The sequence below is a fragment of the Limosilactobacillus sp. WILCCON 0051 genome, assembly GCF_039955095.1.
Taxonomy (GTDB): domain Bacteria; phylum Bacillota; class Bacilli; order Lactobacillales; family Lactobacillaceae; genus Limosilactobacillus; species Limosilactobacillus allomucosae.
The window spans coordinates 2027009-2043755 of the sequence record NZ_CP154878.1; the positions used below are offsets into that span (position 1 = coordinate 2027009).

20 protein-coding genes are annotated in these 16747 nt (G+C 47.2%); all 20 read right to left on the reverse strand.

All coding sequences use genetic code 11. From position 1 onward, the window contains the following. Positions 1 to 40: 40 nt before the first annotated feature. The 20 genes from ligA to rplO all read right to left on the reverse strand — a co-directional run bounded on the left by ligA (position 41) and on the right by rplO (position 16735). On the reverse strand, positions 41 to 2086 hold the full coding sequence (gene ligA, locus ABC765_RS09440) for an NAD-dependent DNA ligase LigA (RefSeq protein ID WP_347964017.1): 2046 nt from the start codon (positions 2084 to 2086) through the stop codon (positions 41 to 43). A 14-nt stretch (positions 2087 to 2100) separates the two neighbouring features. After that, complete coding sequence (pcrA, locus tag ABC765_RS09445) at positions 2101 to 4341, reverse strand: DNA helicase PcrA (protein ID WP_347964189.1); 2241 nt, start codon at positions 4339 to 4341, stop codon at positions 2101 to 2103. Between the two features lie 130 nt (positions 4342 to 4471). Then, positions 4472 to 5641 carry an ATP-grasp domain-containing protein gene (locus ABC765_RS09450; RefSeq protein WP_347980333.1) on the reverse strand — a complete coding sequence of 390 codons (1170 nt, stop codon included), beginning with the start codon at positions 5639 to 5641 and terminating at the stop codon, positions 4472 to 4474. 20 nt (positions 5642 to 5661) lie between these two features. Continuing rightward, positions 5662 to 6234, reverse strand: coding sequence for a xanthine phosphoribosyltransferase (locus tag ABC765_RS09455; protein ID WP_033934636.1), 573 nt, complete (start codon positions 6232 to 6234; stop codon positions 5662 to 5664). 18 nt (positions 6235 to 6252) lie between these two features. After that, positions 6253 to 6876, reverse strand: a complete 624-nt coding sequence (locus tag ABC765_RS09460) for a glycoside hydrolase family 73 protein (protein WP_006500589.1) — start codon at positions 6874 to 6876, stop codon at positions 6253 to 6255. A 223-nt stretch (positions 6877 to 7099) separates the two neighbouring features. After that, a complete protein-coding gene (gene rpsI, locus ABC765_RS09465) occupies positions 7100 to 7495 on the reverse strand; it encodes a 30S ribosomal protein S9 (RefSeq protein WP_006500590.1) in 396 nt (131 codons plus the stop codon). A 13-nt stretch (positions 7496 to 7508) separates the two neighbouring features. Beyond that, positions 7509 to 7952: a 50S ribosomal protein L13 gene (gene rplM, locus ABC765_RS09470; protein ID WP_033934638.1), complete on the reverse strand. Its 444-nt coding sequence runs from the start codon at positions 7950 to 7952 to the stop codon at positions 7509 to 7511. A gap of 84 nt (positions 7953 to 8036) precedes the next feature. Beyond that, positions 8037 to 8831, reverse strand: a complete 795-nt coding sequence (gene truA / locus ABC765_RS09475; RefSeq protein WP_347964019.1) for a tRNA pseudouridine(38-40) synthase TruA — start codon at positions 8829 to 8831, stop codon at positions 8037 to 8039. An 18-nt stretch (positions 8832 to 8849) separates the two neighbouring features. Next, positions 8850 to 9671 (reverse strand): energy-coupling factor transporter transmembrane component T, encoded by an 822-nt coding sequence (locus ABC765_RS09480; protein WP_347953742.1) that lies wholly within the window; start codon positions 9669 to 9671, stop codon positions 8850 to 8852. Further along, a complete protein-coding gene (locus ABC765_RS09485; RefSeq protein WP_347964020.1) occupies positions 9664 to 10539 on the reverse strand; it encodes an energy-coupling factor transporter ATPase in 876 nt (291 codons plus the stop codon). The genes ABC765_RS09480 and ABC765_RS09485 overlap by 8 nt, the downstream gene beginning before the upstream one ends. Beyond that, on the reverse strand, positions 10518 to 11333 hold the full coding sequence (locus ABC765_RS09490) for an energy-coupling factor transporter ATPase (RefSeq protein WP_376752323.1): 816 nt from the start codon (positions 11331 to 11333) through the stop codon (positions 10518 to 10520). Before ABC765_RS09490 ends, ABC765_RS09485 begins: the two co-directional genes overlap by 22 nt. Positions 11334 to 11555: 222 nt before the next feature. Next, positions 11556 to 11939, reverse strand: coding sequence for a 50S ribosomal protein L17 (rplQ, locus tag ABC765_RS09495; protein WP_033934643.1), 384 nt, complete (start codon positions 11937 to 11939; stop codon positions 11556 to 11558). A gap of 30 nt (positions 11940 to 11969) precedes the next feature. Next, positions 11970 to 12914 (reverse strand): DNA-directed RNA polymerase subunit alpha, encoded by a 945-nt coding sequence (locus ABC765_RS09500; RefSeq protein ID WP_006500597.1) that lies wholly within the window; start codon positions 12912 to 12914, stop codon positions 11970 to 11972. Positions 12915 to 12996: 82 nt separating this feature from the next. Next, on the reverse strand, positions 12997 to 13386 hold the full coding sequence (rpsK, locus tag ABC765_RS09505; protein WP_006500598.1) for a 30S ribosomal protein S11: 390 nt from the start codon (positions 13384 to 13386) through the stop codon (positions 12997 to 12999). Positions 13387 to 13416: 30 nt separating this feature from the next. After that, positions 13417 to 13782 carry a 30S ribosomal protein S13 gene (gene rpsM / locus ABC765_RS09510; protein ID WP_006500599.1) on the reverse strand — a complete coding sequence of 122 codons (366 nt, stop codon included), beginning with the start codon at positions 13780 to 13782 and terminating at the stop codon, positions 13417 to 13419. Between the two features lie 29 nt (positions 13783 to 13811). After that, positions 13812 to 13928: a 50S ribosomal protein L36 gene (gene rpmJ, locus ABC765_RS09515; protein ID WP_006500600.1), complete on the reverse strand. Its 117-nt coding sequence runs from the start codon at positions 13926 to 13928 to the stop codon at positions 13812 to 13814. A gap of 39 nt (positions 13929 to 13967) precedes the next feature. Further along, positions 13968 to 14186: a translation initiation factor IF-1 gene (gene infA / locus ABC765_RS09520; protein ID WP_006500601.1), complete on the reverse strand. Its 219-nt coding sequence runs from the start codon at positions 14184 to 14186 to the stop codon at positions 13968 to 13970. 137 nt (positions 14187 to 14323) lie between these two features. After that, the gene (locus ABC765_RS09525; RefSeq protein WP_347954019.1) at positions 14324 to 14974 is read right to left on the reverse strand and encodes an adenylate kinase; all 651 of its coding nucleotides are present in this window, start codon (positions 14972 to 14974) and stop codon (positions 14324 to 14326) included. 27 nt (positions 14975 to 15001) lie between these two features. Further along, the gene (gene secY, locus ABC765_RS09530) at positions 15002 to 16300 is read right to left on the reverse strand and encodes a preprotein translocase subunit SecY (protein ID WP_317315572.1); all 1299 of its coding nucleotides are present in this window, start codon (positions 16298 to 16300) and stop codon (positions 15002 to 15004) included. Then, complete coding sequence (rplO, locus tag ABC765_RS09535; protein ID WP_347953745.1) at positions 16301 to 16735, reverse strand: 50S ribosomal protein L15; 435 nt, start codon at positions 16733 to 16735, stop codon at positions 16301 to 16303. Positions 16736 to 16747 lie beyond the last annotated feature (12 nt).

Genomic DNA, 16747 nt, shown 5'->3' on the forward strand with positions numbered 1-16747 from the left:
TACCGTCAGCGTCAGCTTTTTTAGCTTCTGTAGTTTCACGTTAATCCTCCTTCATCGCTTGAGCAAACCGGCTTTCATTCCAGACCTCGACTCCCAGATCCTGGGCCTTGGTAAGCTTGGAGCCAGCCTTTTCTCCAGCGATGACCAAATCTGTTTTTTTCGACACGCTGCCGGTTACGCTGGCACCGCGTTCTTCCAACCATTGCTTGGCTTGATCGCGCGTCATTTCATTGAGCTTACCCGTCAAGACCACGCGCTTGCCTTGCCATTCTTTAGCGGCCGCACTGTCTTGAGCGATCGGTGCTGGTCCACGGTATTCCAGATTGACGCCGGCCGCCTGCAGCTCTTGAATCAATTCCTGCACCTGCTCGTTGGCAAAATAGTTTTTCAGACTATCGGCAATCGTTGGCCCAATCGTGTTGATCTCGGCAATCGATTCCTCATCAGCTGCTATTATTGCCGCCAGAGAGCCAAAATGCTGAGCTAAGATGCGAGCCGCCTTGGCACCGACATGACGAATGCCCAAGCCAAACAATAGACGCTCAACAGAATTATTGCGACTATTGGCAATCGATGTCAATAGGTTGTTAGCCGATTTGGGCCCAAATTTATCTAATGTTAATAATTGGTCATAGGTTAAGCGATACAGATCGGCAACATCATGAACCAAATGACGATCCCAGAGCTGCTCAATTACTCTTGGTCCCAGATGGTCGATGTTCATGGCATTGCGTGAAGCGAAATGAACCAGACCTTCTTTTACCTGTGCCGGACACATTGGATTGATGCAGCGCAGCGCTACCTCATCATCCAGGTGAACCAGCTTGGACTGACAGACCGGACAAAGCGTTGGAATCTCATATGGCTGACTGTCAACCGGACGTTTATTTAAGATAACGCGTGAGATCTCAGGGATGATATCACCGGCCTTATGCAATAGAACCGTATCACCCAGGCGAATGTCCTTGTCTTTTAGATAGTCGGGATTATGCAGAGAAGCCCGGCTAACCGTCGTCCCAGCCAGCTGAACCGGATCCATCACTGCAGTCGGCGTGACGTTGCCAGTTCGACCAACCGTCCATTCAATATCTCTGACTACGGTAGCCTGCTCTTCAGGTGGGAACTTATAGGCAATCTCCCAGCGCGGTACTTTAACCGTCGCGCCCAGTGCCTCTTCAACAGCCAGATCATTCACCTTTTCGACGATACCGTCAATTCCATATGGCAGATCATCGCGCTTGGCCGTGTATTCATCGATATAGGCCTTGATTTCCGCTTCATTATGCACGACGCGATTGAATTCATTGACGTGAAATCCTAATTGCCGCATCTTATCTAAAGCCTGGGCCTGAGTCTTGACGCCCAGTTTTTCATATTCGGGAATGTAGTACATGAAAGTATCCAATTCTCGTTTGGCGGTAACTTTGGCATCCAGCTGCCGCAGACTGCCAGCCGCTGCGTTTCTTGGGTTGGCAAACGTTGGCAGTCCATTGGCTTCGCGTTCCTCGTTTAATTTGGCAAATGCGGCTTTTGGCATGAAGCACTCACCGCGAAATTCCAGTGACAAAGGCTCAGCAAGCTTTTGCGGAATCGATTTGATGGTTTTGACGTTTTCAGTGACGTCCTCGCCGATCATCCCGTTACCCCGTGTTGAACCCTGCACGAGACGACCATTTTCATAAACCAGCGATAAGGAAAGGCCGTCAATCTTTAGTTCCAGATTATATTCTGTCGTCCCGGTAAAATTGGGGTTATCCTGCTGGCGAGCATTAAAGTCCATTAATTCGGCGACCGAAAAGACATCCCCCATCGAAAGCATTGGAATGGCATGTTCGACTTTTGTTAAGACGGTTTCAGCCGCACCCCCGACTTTTTGCGTTGGTGAATCAGGTGTGATCAGTTCGGGGAAACGATTCTCAATGTCAACCAGCCGCTGATAATTACGGTCATAAACATAGTCCTCAACGGTCGGCGCATCCTGTTCATAGTATTCCTTGCCCCATTGCAGCAGCTGGGCTTTCAACGGACCGATTTCTGCCGTGGCTTCCTTGAGCGTTAAGTCATTGACTGATTTTTGTTCTGTCATTGCAAGCCTCGCTTTTAATTAACCTTGGTAATTGGCGCAAACTGAGCCAGCAAGCGTTTAACGCCCTCATTTGGAAAGGCAATATCCAATTCCATGTCGTTGCCTGAGCCATTGACGGAAACGACCATGCCTTGTCCCCATTTCTTATGCTGAACCTTGTCGCCGACTTTCCAGGCCTTCTTATCAGCCCCGGTTCCCGTACTTTCCTGCTTAGCGGAGTGCTTCAGACCATGTGCACGCCGCTGAGCCGTAAAGGTCGTTGCCTGAGCAGCTGCCTTGGCAAACGGCGTATTCATGCTCTTGGCCTTGCCCGAGCCGTCCGCGTTTTCAAATTTGATCAGATCATCATTGATTTCTTCGACGAACTGCGAAGGCTGATTACGCTGCACACGACCATAAAGCATCCGTGAGTAGGCATTGGTCAGATACAGCTTGCGCTTGGCCCGCGTAATGCCGACGTATGCCAGACGACGTTCTTCTTCCAATTCCTTTTCATTGCTCAAGGAACGATAAAGTGGGAAAATGCCTTCTTCCATCCCGACTAAAAAGATCACCGGAAATTCCAGACCCTTAGCAGCATGCAAGGTCATCAAGGTTACCTTAGGCGCTTCTTCATCAACGTCATCCTGATCGGAAACCAGTGCCAGATCAGACAGGAAGTTCATAAGCTTTTGCCGATTGTCGCCTTCATCTTCGACATGCTTTTGATCATATTCTTGAGTTACCGACTTGAATTCTTCCAGGTTTTCCTGCCGAGTTTGCGCCTGCAGATCATTTTCGGCTTTCAGCATCTGCAGATAGCCGCTCTTGGTCAAAATCTCATCGGTCAGTTCCGTGATGGTCAGATAATCGGCCTCTTTGGTCAGATCAGCCATCAAACGGCCAAAGTCTTCTATTTTTGCTCGAATCCGTGCGCTGATCGCATTGGCCAGCGTGACGTTTTGGGCGGCTTCTAATAGCGACCAGCCATTCTCATTGGCAAACTGCCGCAATTTGTCGACACTGCCTGGGCCAATCCCACGTTTAGGCGTATTGACGACCCGCTCAAAGCTCATGGCATCGCGAGGGTTGACAATCAAGGTCAGATAAGCCAGAATATCACGAATTTCTTTACGATCATAGAATTTGTGACCGCCAACCATGGTATATGGCACGGTTGACTTCATAAACGTTTCTTCGATCATCCGTGACTGGGCGTTGGTCCGGTACAAAACGGCAAAATCATTATAATGGTAGCCATGCTCTTTAATTTCAGCTTGAATTTTGCTGACGACAAACTGGGACTCATCATGTTCATTTTGGGCCCGGTAATAAGAAATCTTGTCGCCAGTACCGTTTTCCGTCCACAGATTCTTTTCCTTACGAACCAGGTTATTGGCAATTACTTCATTGGCTGCTTTTAGAATCGTCTGGGTTGAGCGGTAGTTTTGCTCCAGCATGACTGTGTGTGCTTCTGGATAATCGCGCTCAAAATTCAGAATGTTGTTCATGTTGGCACCCCGCCAGCCGTAGATTGACTGATCGGCATCCCCGACTACGCACAGATTCTTGTATTTAGCGGCCAGCAGAGTAACCAATTGATACTGCGCGTCATTGGTGTCTTGATATTCGTCAACGTGAATATAGTGGAACTTGTTTTGATAATATTCCAGAGTTTCTGGATCCTTTTCAAACAGCTCAATGGTTTTCATGATCAGATCGTCAAAATCCAGCGCCTGACTGTTTTCCAGTTCCTTTTGGTAAAGCACGTAAGCCTTGGCCACGATCTGATTGAGTGGATTATTGGCATGACTGTTGAGCGCTGCATAGTCCGTTGCAGTCTGCATTGCATTTTTGGCATTGGAGATCGCACTCAGGATTGCCCGTGGATCATATTTTTTAGTATCAACGTTCAGCTCGCCACAGATTCGCTTCATCAAGGTTCGCTGCTCACTGGTATCGGCAATCGTAAAGGCGCGGTTATAGCCCAGTTTGTCAATGTCGCGCCGCAGGATCCGCACACACAGCGCGTGAAAAGTCGAAACCCAGATATCACGAGCGCTTTCGCCTAAAAGCTTGCCCACCCGCTCCTGCATTTCACGGGCGGCCTTGTTGGTAAAGGTAATCGCCAGGATATTCCAAGGGTTGACCCCCTGCTCTTCAATTAAGTAGGCTACTCGATGCGTCAGAACCCGGGTTTTACCTGAACCGGCTCCGGCCATGACCAAAAGCGGCCCTTCCGTAGTTAAAACGGCTTCTGCCTGCTTATCATTCATTCCTTGCAGTAATTGACTTGTCACGCCGTATTTCCATCCTCTCTTAAAATTATCGTAGACTTCATTATAGCAAATTCCTGTGGCTAATTAAAAAACGAGCAACGATTGCTCGGCGCTGCTCGCATAAAAGTTATTGCTGATCAGAAGCCGGGGTTGAATCGGTTGATGTTTTTTCATTCCAAACCTCGGTATCCTCGATTTGATGCTGTAGTTCTTCCAGACTGGACTTACCGACTGCCCAGACGAATCCCGCCACTGCTTGCGGATCCTCCCGTACTTCGGTAAAGAAGCGGTAGTGCCAGTTGTCTTTTAACAGCCATTGCCGCTGCAGGGCTGCGCGTTGTGCCACCCGCGCCAGCATCATCACGGTCGGCTGCAGCGTCTGGACCTCAAAAAGCGGCATTCCGGCAATTGCCCGCAAAAGCTGCTCAGTTTGCGAAACATTAGTGGCATAGTCAAAAACACTGCCATAAGTTGACAGCCCCGGTTCAATTCCGTGGACATACAGATTACCAGTTGCCGTTACGTAGAAGTCGACACGAAAAACGCCGCGATACTGCAGGTTTTCAGCTACACTGGTTACGATCCGCTCCATTTCCTGGGAAATATCAGCGCTCAGATTGGCTGGTGTCTTGACTCCCAGCAGCTTCTCATCGGCATTCAGCATCAGTTCAATCGCAGGAAATACCTGAACGTTTTCGCCATCGGTAGCTGCCAGCATCGTATATTCAGCAGTGTGATCAATCCAGGATTCTAAAAGATAGGTTCCCGCATTGATAAAATCAGCGGCGCGGGTAATATCAGACTGTTTGACGATCCTCATCGACTGTTCGCCAATCCCTCTTTGAATCGGCTTTAAGATTGCTGGATAGCCGATTGAGTCGATGGACTGGTAGACGTCATCCAAGCTGATTACCGTAACGTACGGTGCCACATTGACGTTGATCTGGTCCAAAAATGCCCGCTCCATCAAACGATCCTGGACGATTTCCAACGCGTTGACTCCTTGCGGCAGATAGGCATCCCGGCTTAGATAGCGCAAGACGCTGGAGTCGATCAGGTCGTTGGCATAGATAATAGCATCACACGTCTGGGCAAACATCGTCAGTTTTTCTTGGTTATTGTAAGCCCCACTGATCGTAAAATCAGCCTGTTTGGTTAAACTAGGCTGTGCGTGATCAACATAGACGCCAACGTTAAAACCAGCCCGCTTAGCAGCAGTAATCAGGGTGCTGCCGTTGCGGTCCAAGCCGATAATGCCCAGCGTTGCTCCTGGATATAATGCATTTGTACTGCTCATTAGCCCACCCCCATTAGCAGTTAGTCTTCAAATTCAGCTTTGCCATTGGCTAATGAGCTGACCTTAGCCAATGATTCAATACGCAGTCCCTGTTTCCGCAGTTCCTGACCGCCTTTTTGGAACGTCTTTTCAATCACGATGCCAGCACCAGCAACTTCAACGCCTGCTGCTTGAGCAATCTGGAGCATTCCTTCCAGTGCCTGACCATTTGCCAAAAAGTCGTCAATCAGCAAAACCTTATCCGTTGGGCTGACATATTTTTTGGAGATTGAGATCTGATTGGTCGTTTCCTTGGTGTAGGAATAAACGCTGGCCGTATACAGATCATCTTTTAAAGTCAGACTTTTATGCTTACGGGCAAAAATTACCGGAACATTCATTGCCAGCCCAGTCATTACGGCCGGTGCAATTCCAGAAGACTCAACCGTCCAAATCTTGGTAACGCCCGCGTCCTTATAAAGCTTGGCAAATTCTTCACCCATGTGTTTCATTAGGACTGGATCAACCTGATGATTCAAAAAGGCATCAACTTTTAAAACATTGCCAGGCAAAACCGTACCATACTCTTTAATTTTTTCCTGCAGTTCTTTCATGGAGTCCTCCTTAACGGCTTATTTATCATAATTGTACAACTTATAGGTCTGAATTACTGAAATTAATTTTTGGGCGTAATCCGGATCGGTTGCATAATGGGCTTCTTGCAGTGCCTTAGCAGCCTCTTTGTAGTCGGAAGCTTGGGTAACGGCTTGATAGTTTTGGCTGTTGTAGTCCGTCCCATTAATCATCAGCTTGGTGTGATCCTTGATTGACTCGCTCCAGCTGGAATAAACCTTAAAACGGCCCTTAGTCGTGATCCATTTGCCATTTACGTATTCTTTGGTCGTCAGGACTTGGGAGTTTTCGCCAGTTCCCTTGATACCAAACAGGTTGTGGTATTTAGCCGCCAACTTGCTGCTGCCCCAGTCGGATTCCAAGATTGCCTGGGCAATGGTAATTGAAGCTGGAACGTTGTATTTTTTCTGCATTGCCTGAGCTTCAGGAGCAACCTGCTTGATAAACAGACGCTTGGCATTTTGTTGACGTTCGATAATCTGCTGCTGTTGGTAGCGTTGGTAGAAATGATGACCAACGTAGGCACCCAAAAAGAGCACGATGACCGTTAAAATACCAATCAGCCAGCGATGTTGAAACAGCTTTTTTGAGTGCCGCGTTTTTGAGCGGCGTTTCTTTGCCACAAATAATTCCCCCTGTTTGTTTAACGTAATTTAAAGTTCTATTTTGCATTTTACCAGACTAAAATCATTTAAAAAACTGTGAAACGCCAAATTTGCAAAAATATAAAAAAAGCACCAGCTGGATGCTGATGCTTGATTTTTTTGATCGCAAATGATTAGTAAACCATATGTGACCATTCCAAATCTCTGAAGTGTTGATATAACGCTGTTTCCAGCAAAAATATTAACGCTTGGAGAATTGTGAAGCCTTACGAGCCTTCTTCAGACCTGGCTTCTTCCGTTCCTTCATCCGAGGGTCACGAGTCAACAGACCGGCCTTCTTCAGAGCATCCCGGAAATCTGGGTCGACGCTCAGTAGGGCACGAGCAATCCCGTGACGAACTGCGCCGGCTTGACCAGAGAAGCCACCACCGCGAACGTTGACCAGAACGTCGTATTGACCTTCCGTCTTCGTTGCAGCAAATGGTTGGTTGACGATAGCACGCAGGTTGGCAAACGGAATGTATTCTTCGATTGCCTTACCGTTCATCGTAATGTTACCAGAACCTGGTACCAGACGAACCCGTGCGGTAGCATCCTTGCGGCGACCAGTACCACTGTATTGAACTTGTTGAGCCAATTCCGTTCCCTCCTTAGATTAAGTTCGTGATGTCAAGCACTTCTGGTTGTTGAGCAGCGTGCTTGTGATCTTCACCAGCATAAACATGCAGCTTCATGCCCATCTTGCGACCAAGAGGGGTGTGTGGCAACATGCCCTTGATGGAATCTTCCACCAGCTTTTCTGGTTCGTTGGCGCGACGTTCGCCCGCCGTCTTTTGCTTCAGACCACCAGGGTAGTCAGAGTGACGGTAGTAGATCTTGTCAGCAGCCTTCTTACCAGTCAACTTAACTTCGGCAGCGTTGATAACGATGACATTGTCACCAGTGTCAACGTGTGGGGTGTAGGTTGGCTTGTTCTTGCCCTTCAGAACGGAAGCAACAACGGATGCCAGACGACCCAGGGAGATACCCTTGGCGTCGACAATGTACCATTTGCGGTCAACTTCACCAGGTTTTGCCATGTATGTCGTTCTCACGATTAAGTCCTCCAATTTTTGTCTTTCTTTTACAAATAATTGTGTACCGAGTAATTAGATGGAAAAGAAATACCATTCGTTATTTTACTTGATAGATTCCGATTCGTCAATGGTTTTGTTATTCTGATCACCATAATCAACGCTGACCAGATAAAGACCGCTGGCTGGCGCTGTCATGCGAGCCTGATTGCGATCTTTGGCAGCCAAAACCCTGATAACGTCATTGACCGGTCGCTGATTGCTGCCGATCTCTAATAAAAAGGCCACCATAATGCGAACCTGATTATATAAGAAGCCATTCCCGACAAAGTCAAAGACAATCTCATTATTGGCCTCATCACGATGCACATCTGCCTGATAGATCGTTCTGACATTGCTTAAAGCCTGACTGCCCGATGCCACGAAGCTGGTAAAATCATGCTCGCCAACCAGATCTTGAGCAGCTTTTTGCATTTTAGCCACGTCGACTGGATATTTGAAATGAGCCGTATAGTTGCGTTTAAACGGATTAACGAAATCACTTTGATCAACCCGATAGCGATAATGCTTGGAATGAGCATTAAAGCGAGCGTGAAAGTCAGGGCTGACCAATTCGGCTTTTTTTACAATGATATCCAGCGGCAAAAGACTGTTTAAGGCTTTGCGCATTGAATCATTAGACAGCTTGTATGGGCAGTCGAAATGCGCCACTTGATTGAGCGCATGTACCCCAGCATCCGTGCGGCCTGAACCAATTACGGACAATGGCGGTTCTGGATTCTTGGCAATCTTATTGACGGCATTTTTCAAGGTCTGCTCAACCGTTCGTTTATTAGGCTGAATCTGAAAACCGGAAAAATTGGTTCCATCGTAAGCAAAAGTTATTTTGTAGCGATACACTTGATAATTCCTTTCAAATTAAAATAGCATTCCTGTTGGCATCAGCCGCGTTGCCAGGAGAATAATGGTTGCTAATGTCAGGCCGATCATCGCCAGCGTGTCATTTTGATGCCAATGCAGTACCCGATATTTAGTCCGTGGCGCATCTGGATCATAGCCCCGAGCCTCCATTGCAGTTGCCAGCTCCTCAGCTCGTTTAAATGAGCCGACAAACAATGGAATCAAAAGCGGCTCCAGTCGTCTGGCACGCTCAATCAAACTGCCCTCGTCAAAGTTGACGCCTCTTGATTTCTGGGCATTCATCACTTTGGTTGTTTCATCCATGATGGTTGGGATAAAGCGCAAAACGATCATCAGCATGACGGCAATCTGGTTAACTGGCACGCGCAGATAACGCAATGGCTTCATAAATGCCTCCATAGCAGCTGCTAATTGAAGTGTCGGCGTAGTGGCGGTCAAAACGGTTGAGATGGTAATAATCAGAATAAACCGTGCTAAAATAATTGCCGACTGATAAAAACCGCCACTGGTAATCGCCAACCAGCCCCACTGCCAATAAACGTGTCCACCGCTGCTGAACAGCAGTTGAATCGCCACTGTAAACAAAATGATCCAAAATAACGGCTTAATTCCGCGCCAATAAAGCTTCAACGGCAGTCTGCTCAATGCAATCAAGGTCCCCAGCACGATAAACAGCCACAGATATCCCAGCCAGTTGCTTGCCAAAAAGACGATCACCACGTACCAAAAACAGCTGAACAGCTTAACGCGCGGATCAAGATGATGCAGCCACGAGCTCCCAGGTACGTATGCGCCCAGAATTACCTTGGCATTACCCATTTGCTCGTCCCCCTTGCTTAAGTCTAATTGCTAATTGATCCGCCAGTTGTTCAATCGTCAGCGGTACACCATCCGTTAAGCGCAGACCATGACTTTGCAGCTGTTGAGCAAACGCAACGCTGGCTGGTGGCATGATGCCAGCTTCATTAAGCAGAACTGCATTGCTGAACAGCTCATGCGGCGTCATAAAAGCAGCTTTTTGCCCATGGTTCATTACCAAAACATGATCGGCAAAACGAGCTGCCTGTTCCATCTGGTGTGTAATCATCAAAATAGTCGTGCCTTTTTGATGAAGCTGATCAACCAGATCCAGTAAGTCGGTGCTGGCTTGAGGGTCTAACCCTGCAGTTGGCTCATCCAAGATCAAGACGCTTGGATGCATGGCCAAAACACCAGCAATCGCCACTCGCCGCATTTGCCCGCCCGAAAGTTCAAACGGTGATCGTTCATTGATGTCACTAGGCAGTTTTAAAGCTTCTAAAGCCGCCAGTGCCTGTTCTTTAGCTTGAGTGGGTGAAACACCCAGATTCAGCGGACCAAACATGACGTCTTTTAAAACCGTTTCAGCAAACAGTTGGCTTTCGGGAAACTGAAACACATAGCCGACCCCTTGCCGCAGTCTTGCCAACGCCTTCTTGTCAGCCCGATTGTCAATTATGACCTCGCCTACGCGCAGCTGACCATGCGTTGGCACCATTAATCCATCCAGCATGGCCATCAGCGTTGACTTGCCGCTACCAGTATGCCCGACAATTGCCGTAAAACTGCCAGTTTCAAGCTTTAAGGAAAAATCCTTGATTGCCCAGGCAGCCATTGGCGTATCGGCTTGGTAGATATAATCAACGTTTAAGAATTCAATTGCTGACATAGCCACTCCACCATCCGTTCTGAATCTAAATATTGTGCTGGCAAATTAATCCCTCGTTTTTTCAACAGCAGCTGCAGTTGTTGATCAAACGGCAATGCCAGATGCAGATCAGCCAGTCTAGCCGGATCTTGCAGTAAAGTCGTTGTTTTGCCCTGCATTGCAACCTTGCCATGATTCAAGACCACTGTGTAATCGCTAAGAGAAAGCTCCACTGGGTCATGCGTAATTGAAATTACAGTCATATCACGTTCAGCAATCAATTTTTTTAACAGGTTCAACAAGTCATGCCGCCCTTTTGGATCCAACATGCTGGTAGCTTCATCCAAAATGATGACTCGTGGACCGATTGCCAAAATCCCAGCCAAGGCAACCCGCTGCTTTTGCCCACCAGAAAGCATGGCAGGCTCACTGTCAGCAAATTCTTGCATTCCAACGGCTTTTAGGGATTCATCAATGCGAGCCTGCATCTGATCATGTGGTATCTGATGGTTCTCAAGACCAAATGCAACATCATCGGCAACTGTAGTCCCAACAAACTGATTGTCAGGATTTTGAAACACCAAACCGATTTGCTGCCGCAGCTGCTGAAGATTTTTTTCATCTACCAACAGCTCATCAATTTTAATCGTACCGCTGCTTGGTATTAAAAGCCCATCAATCAGTCGTGCCAGAGTGCTTTTGCCGCTGCCGTTATGTCCGATCACTGCTGTCCATTTTTTCATGGGCAGCTGCAAGGTTACATCAGATAGCGCTGCCTGCGTGCGATCTGGATATTTAAACGAAAGGTGTTGAATATCAATCAATCATGTCACCCATTTCTTTTTAAACTCATTATCTTATTTTAACAGTGAAGCAGCGGATTTAAAAATATACAAAAAAATCACTTACAACTGGGGTGCACGAAGACATAAACGTCCCGCATTCGAGCTAGACTAGGAATTGCGATTCCACCATCGTAGCGCTCTATACCACCAGCTGTAGTGATTCTTTATTACGTATTGAATTGACGAAAATAATTAGTCGACAAATTCCAGAACAACCATTTGTGCACCGTCACCACGGCGAGGCATGGTCTTCAGAATCCGCGTGTAACCACCTTTACGGTCGGCAAACTTTGGTGCCAGCTCTTCAAACAGGTATTGCAGAGCTGATTGTACGCGAACGTTGTCGCCATCTTCCTTAACGTCAGCAACGACATTGCGCAGGAAAGCAGCTGCTTGACGACGAGAAGCCAAGTCGCCACGCTTTGCCAGCGTAATCATCTTGTCAGCAGTCTTGCGAACTTCCTTAGCGCGAGCTTCGGTAGTCTTGATGCTGCCGTTGACGATCAGGTCAGTGGTCAAATCACGTAATAAAGCCTTACGTTGTGAACTAGTACGTCCTAATTTACGGTAACTCATGAAGTGGTTCCCTCCTTTTAATTGTTTTAATTAGTCTTCTTGGCGGAAGCCTACGCCCAAGTCGGCCAGCTTCAGCTTGATTTCTTCTAAGGACTTTTGACCCAAGTTGCGGACCTTCATCATATCAGCTTCAGTCCGTTCAGTCAGGTCCTTAACAGTTTGAATATCAGCACGCTTCAAGCAGTTGTAAGAACGAACCGACAGATCCAGTTCTTCAATCGTCTTGTCGAGTACCTTTTCTTGGTGAGTTTCTTCGCGTTCAACCATCACTTTGGCATCTTTTGCTTCTTCAGTCAGGTTGACAAACATCTCCAAGTGTTCAGTCAAGATCTTGGCAGCAAGACTAATAGCAGCCGTTGGAGTCAATGAACCATCCGTCCAGACATCCAACGTCAACTTGTCAAAGTCGTTGCTTTGGCCGACCCGCGTGTTTTCTACGGTGTAGTTGACCCGTTCGATAGGGGTGTAGATGGAGTCAATTGGCAAAGTTCCAATTTCAAGACCGCTCAAACGCAGCTTGTTTTGATCGGCTGGTACATAGCCACGACCCTTATCAGCCGTCATCATGATGTGCAGTTCAGCCCCATCAGCGACCGTTGCAATATGCAAGTCAGGGTTCAAGATCGTAACGTCGCCATCGCCTTGGATGTCACCGGCAGTTACTTCTGCAGGACCCTTGACATCCAATTCCAAATCCTTGGCATCTTCTGATTCAATCTTCAAAGAAACCTTCTTAAGATTCAAGATGATCTGCGTAACGTCTTCCGTAACGCCTTGAACGGTACTGAACTCATGAAGCACACCGTCGATTTGGATACTGGTAATTGCGGCACCTGGCAGAGAAGCCATCATTACACGACGAAGAGAATTCCCCAGAGTGGTCCCGTAGCCACGCTCCAGTGGTTCGACAACAAACTTACCGTAGTTGTCAGTTTCTTCGACTTTGTGAATGTTTGGTTTTTCAAATTCGATCATTCTACTCTGTTTCCCCTTTCAAAACGTGGTCCGTAGATTGTTTAAAAGCACCTGGCCAATGATAATTTCGCCGTTGATGCGATTAGACACGACGACGCTTTGGAGGACGAGAACCATTGTGTGGCACTGGAGTTACGTCCCGGATGGCAGTAACTTCAAGACCAGTTGCTTGCAGAGCACGGATAGCTGATTCACGACCCGAACCAGGGCCCTTAACTTCAACTTCAACCGTCTTCATACCGTGTTCCATTGCTTGCTTGGCAGCAGCTTCAGAAGCCATTTGAGCAGCAAATGGAGTAGACTTACGAGAGCCCTTGAAGCCCAGCACACCGGCTGAGGACCAAGCAACGGCATTGCCTTGCACATCAGTGATCATGATCAACGTGTTGTTGAAAGTTGAGTGAATGTGTGCAACACCAGTTTCAACATTCTTTTTTGCACGACGCTTGCGTGAACCTTTTTTGGTTGCCATAAAACTAACTAACCTCCTTTATAGTATTGATTACTTCTTCTTGTTGGCGATAGCGACAGCCTTGCCCTTGCGAGTCCGTGCGTTGTTCTTAGTGTGTTGACCACGAACTGGCAGACCACGACGGTGACGCATGCCACGGTAAGAGCCGATTTCTTGCAGACGCTTGATGTTCAAGGAAACTTCACGACGAAGGTCACCTTCAACCTTGAGTTGGTCTACTTGACCACGGATCTTTTCTTCTTGTTCTGGCGTCAGGTCCTTGACACGAATGTCTTCAGAAACACCAGCAGCAGCCAGAACCTTCTTAGCAGTCGTGTTACCAATACCATAAATGTAAGTTAAGCCGATTACGATTCGCTTGTCACGAGGTAAGTCGACACCTGCGATACGAGCCATTGAGTTACACCTCCAATTCTAAAATATAATTACTTGCCTTGACGTTGCTTGTGCTTTGGGTTAGGGCAAATTACCATTACCCGACCATTGCGCTTGACGATCTTGCACTTTTCGCACATCCGTTTTACTGATGGTCGTACTTTCATTGTAAATAATCCTCCTAAAAATGATTTTAGACTAAAGACTTATTTGAAGCGGAAAGTAATCCGGCCTTTGGTCAGATCATATGGGGACATTTCAACCTTTACACGATCACCAGGCAGAATCTTGATGTAGTGCATCCGGATCTTGCCTGAGACATGTGCCAGGATTTCAACCCCATTTTCCAATTCAACTTTAAACATTGCGTTAGGCAGGGTTTCGGTAACCTTACCTTCGACTTCGATAACATCGGCCTTTGCCACTGAACGGTTCCTCCTTGCCGGTAAAATTACGTAAAAACGGTGGAAAGCGGCATGCGCCTTCCACTGCAAGCTAGATAAACCTTGCGTAGTATACCATAGAGTACACAATTACGCAAGGATTCAACTAACAATGAGTCTTAAAGGCTAGTCAGAACTTCCTTAACGGCTTGATAAACCTTATCGATGTCTTGTTCACCATCGATCTCATGGAGAATCCCCATTTGCTTGTAAAAGTCGATCAGTGGCGTGTTCAGTTTAATGTTGACGTCTAACCGGTTCTTAACGGTTGCGGGCTTATCATCATCACGTTGGTAGAAGTCGTGGGAACCACAGACATCACAAGTGCCTTCAACCTTTGGTGGGTTGGAAAGCGTGTTGTAGGTCGTACCACACTTCCGGCAAATGATTCGGCTGCTCAGACGCTTAACCAACACGTCAGGGTTAACATCAATGTCGATTACTGCATCCAACTTACGGCCATCATCAGCCAACATCTTGTTGAGGGCTTCGGCTTGCGCCAAGTTGCGAGGGAAGCCATCCAACATGAAACCTTGTTTGGTGTCATCTTGAGCCAAACGTTCCTTCACAATGCCATTCGTAACTTCGTCAGGGACCAATTCGCCTTTATCGATATATTTCTTGGCTTCCAGACCCATTGGCGTTTCGTTCTTGATTGCTGCCCGGAAGATATCACCAGTTGAGATATGTGGGATATCAAAGTCCTTGACGATTTCTTGGGCTTGCGTACCTTTACCGGCACCAGGCAGACCCATCAAAACGAGGTTCATCGTACTCATTTGCCAATTCCTCCTATTTTATTCGCGGATAAATCCAATATACTCACGTTTCATCGTTAAACTACGCATCTGCCGGACAACGTCCAAGGCAATTTGAACGACAATCAACAAACTGGTACCACCTAAACCAATTGATTGGCTAAGGTTCCAGATGTTGCTGGCCAGCAGCGGAATCAATGAAATCAATCCCAAGAATAACGATCCAACCGTAGACAAACGCATCAACAGTCCTGAAACAAAGTCCTGCGTGCCTTTGCCTGGCCAAACGCCAGAGATGTAGCTGCCTTGCTTTTGCAAGTTTTCCGCGAGTTTTTCTGGATTAACTTGAACAAAGGCGTAGAAAAAGGTAAATACAACAATCAAAAATACATACAGCGCAATGCCTGGACCAGACTGCATATTAAAAATCGTTGTCATAACCTGATACCAGGTATCTTGACTATGATTTTGCTGAAAGGCCATTAAGATCGTTTGCGGCGTCGAGATAAACGAGCCAGCAAAGATCACTGGAATCACCCCAGAAACGTTGATCTTTAATGGAAGATAACTGTTTGACGGCGAAGTAGTTGTCCGCCGCGTGTATTGAATCGGCAAACGCCGTTCGGCCTGTTGAAACCAGGTAACGAACGTCACGATTGCCAATATCGCAACTACAACCAGGGCAATAAAGCCAATTCCCATCCAGAGGTTTGCGCCAGATTCACCAGTGATCTGATCATTCCATAACTGCTTGATCCCATTTGGCATTTCAGCGATGATCCCAGCAAAGATCAGCATTGAAACACCATTACCGAGACCGCGCTCGGTAATCATGTCCCCTAACCAAGTAGCAAACATGGTTCCGGCAGTTAAAATCAGACCAATCGTGATATAGGTTTCCACCCCCGGATTGTTAACCAGTTTAATCGTGCTTAATGCGTTAAAGCCCGCGGTGATTCCAATCGATTGGATAAAACCAAGGACGATCGTTAACCATCGCGTAGCCTGATTAAGCTTCCGTCGACCAACTTCCCCTTGTTTGCTCCATTCGACAAACTTAGGAACGATATCCATTTGAAGAAGTTGAACTACGATTTGAGCCGTGATGTACGGGGAAACCCCCATCGCAAATAATGAGTAGTTATCCAAACCGCCACCACTGAAAGTGTTCAAGATTGATGCCAAGCCGGTACTAGAGATCTGCTCTAAGGCAGCAGCATTTACACCGGGTACCGTAATAGAGGCACCTAACCGGTAAACAATCAGTACAAACAAGGTGAACAGAATCTTCTTACGAATATCCTTAACCTTGAATGCATTTTTGACGGTTGTGAACAATTACATCACCTCAGTTTTACCACCAGCAGCTTCAATTGCCTTAATAGCTGAAGCAGAAAACTTGTTGGCTTTAACGGTCAGCTTCTTGGTCAACTTACCATTGCCCAGAATCTTAACACCGCTTTTAACGTTCTTGATCACGCCGTTTTCCAGCAGAACAGCTGGCGTAACTTCGGCACCATCATCAAAACGGTTCAGCGTCGTCAGGTTTACAATAGCGTATTCCTTACGGTTGATGTTGCTGAAACCACGCTTTGGCATTTGACGGTACAGAGGCATTTGGCCCCCTTCAAAGCCCAGACGAGTCTTACCATGAGCCTTTTGACCCTTAGTACCACGACCAGAAGTGAAACCGTGACCAGATGACAGACCACGACCCTTACGCAGACGCTTGAAACGGGAACCAGCAGCTGGCTTCAATTCGTTTAATTTCATTAGGTAGGCACC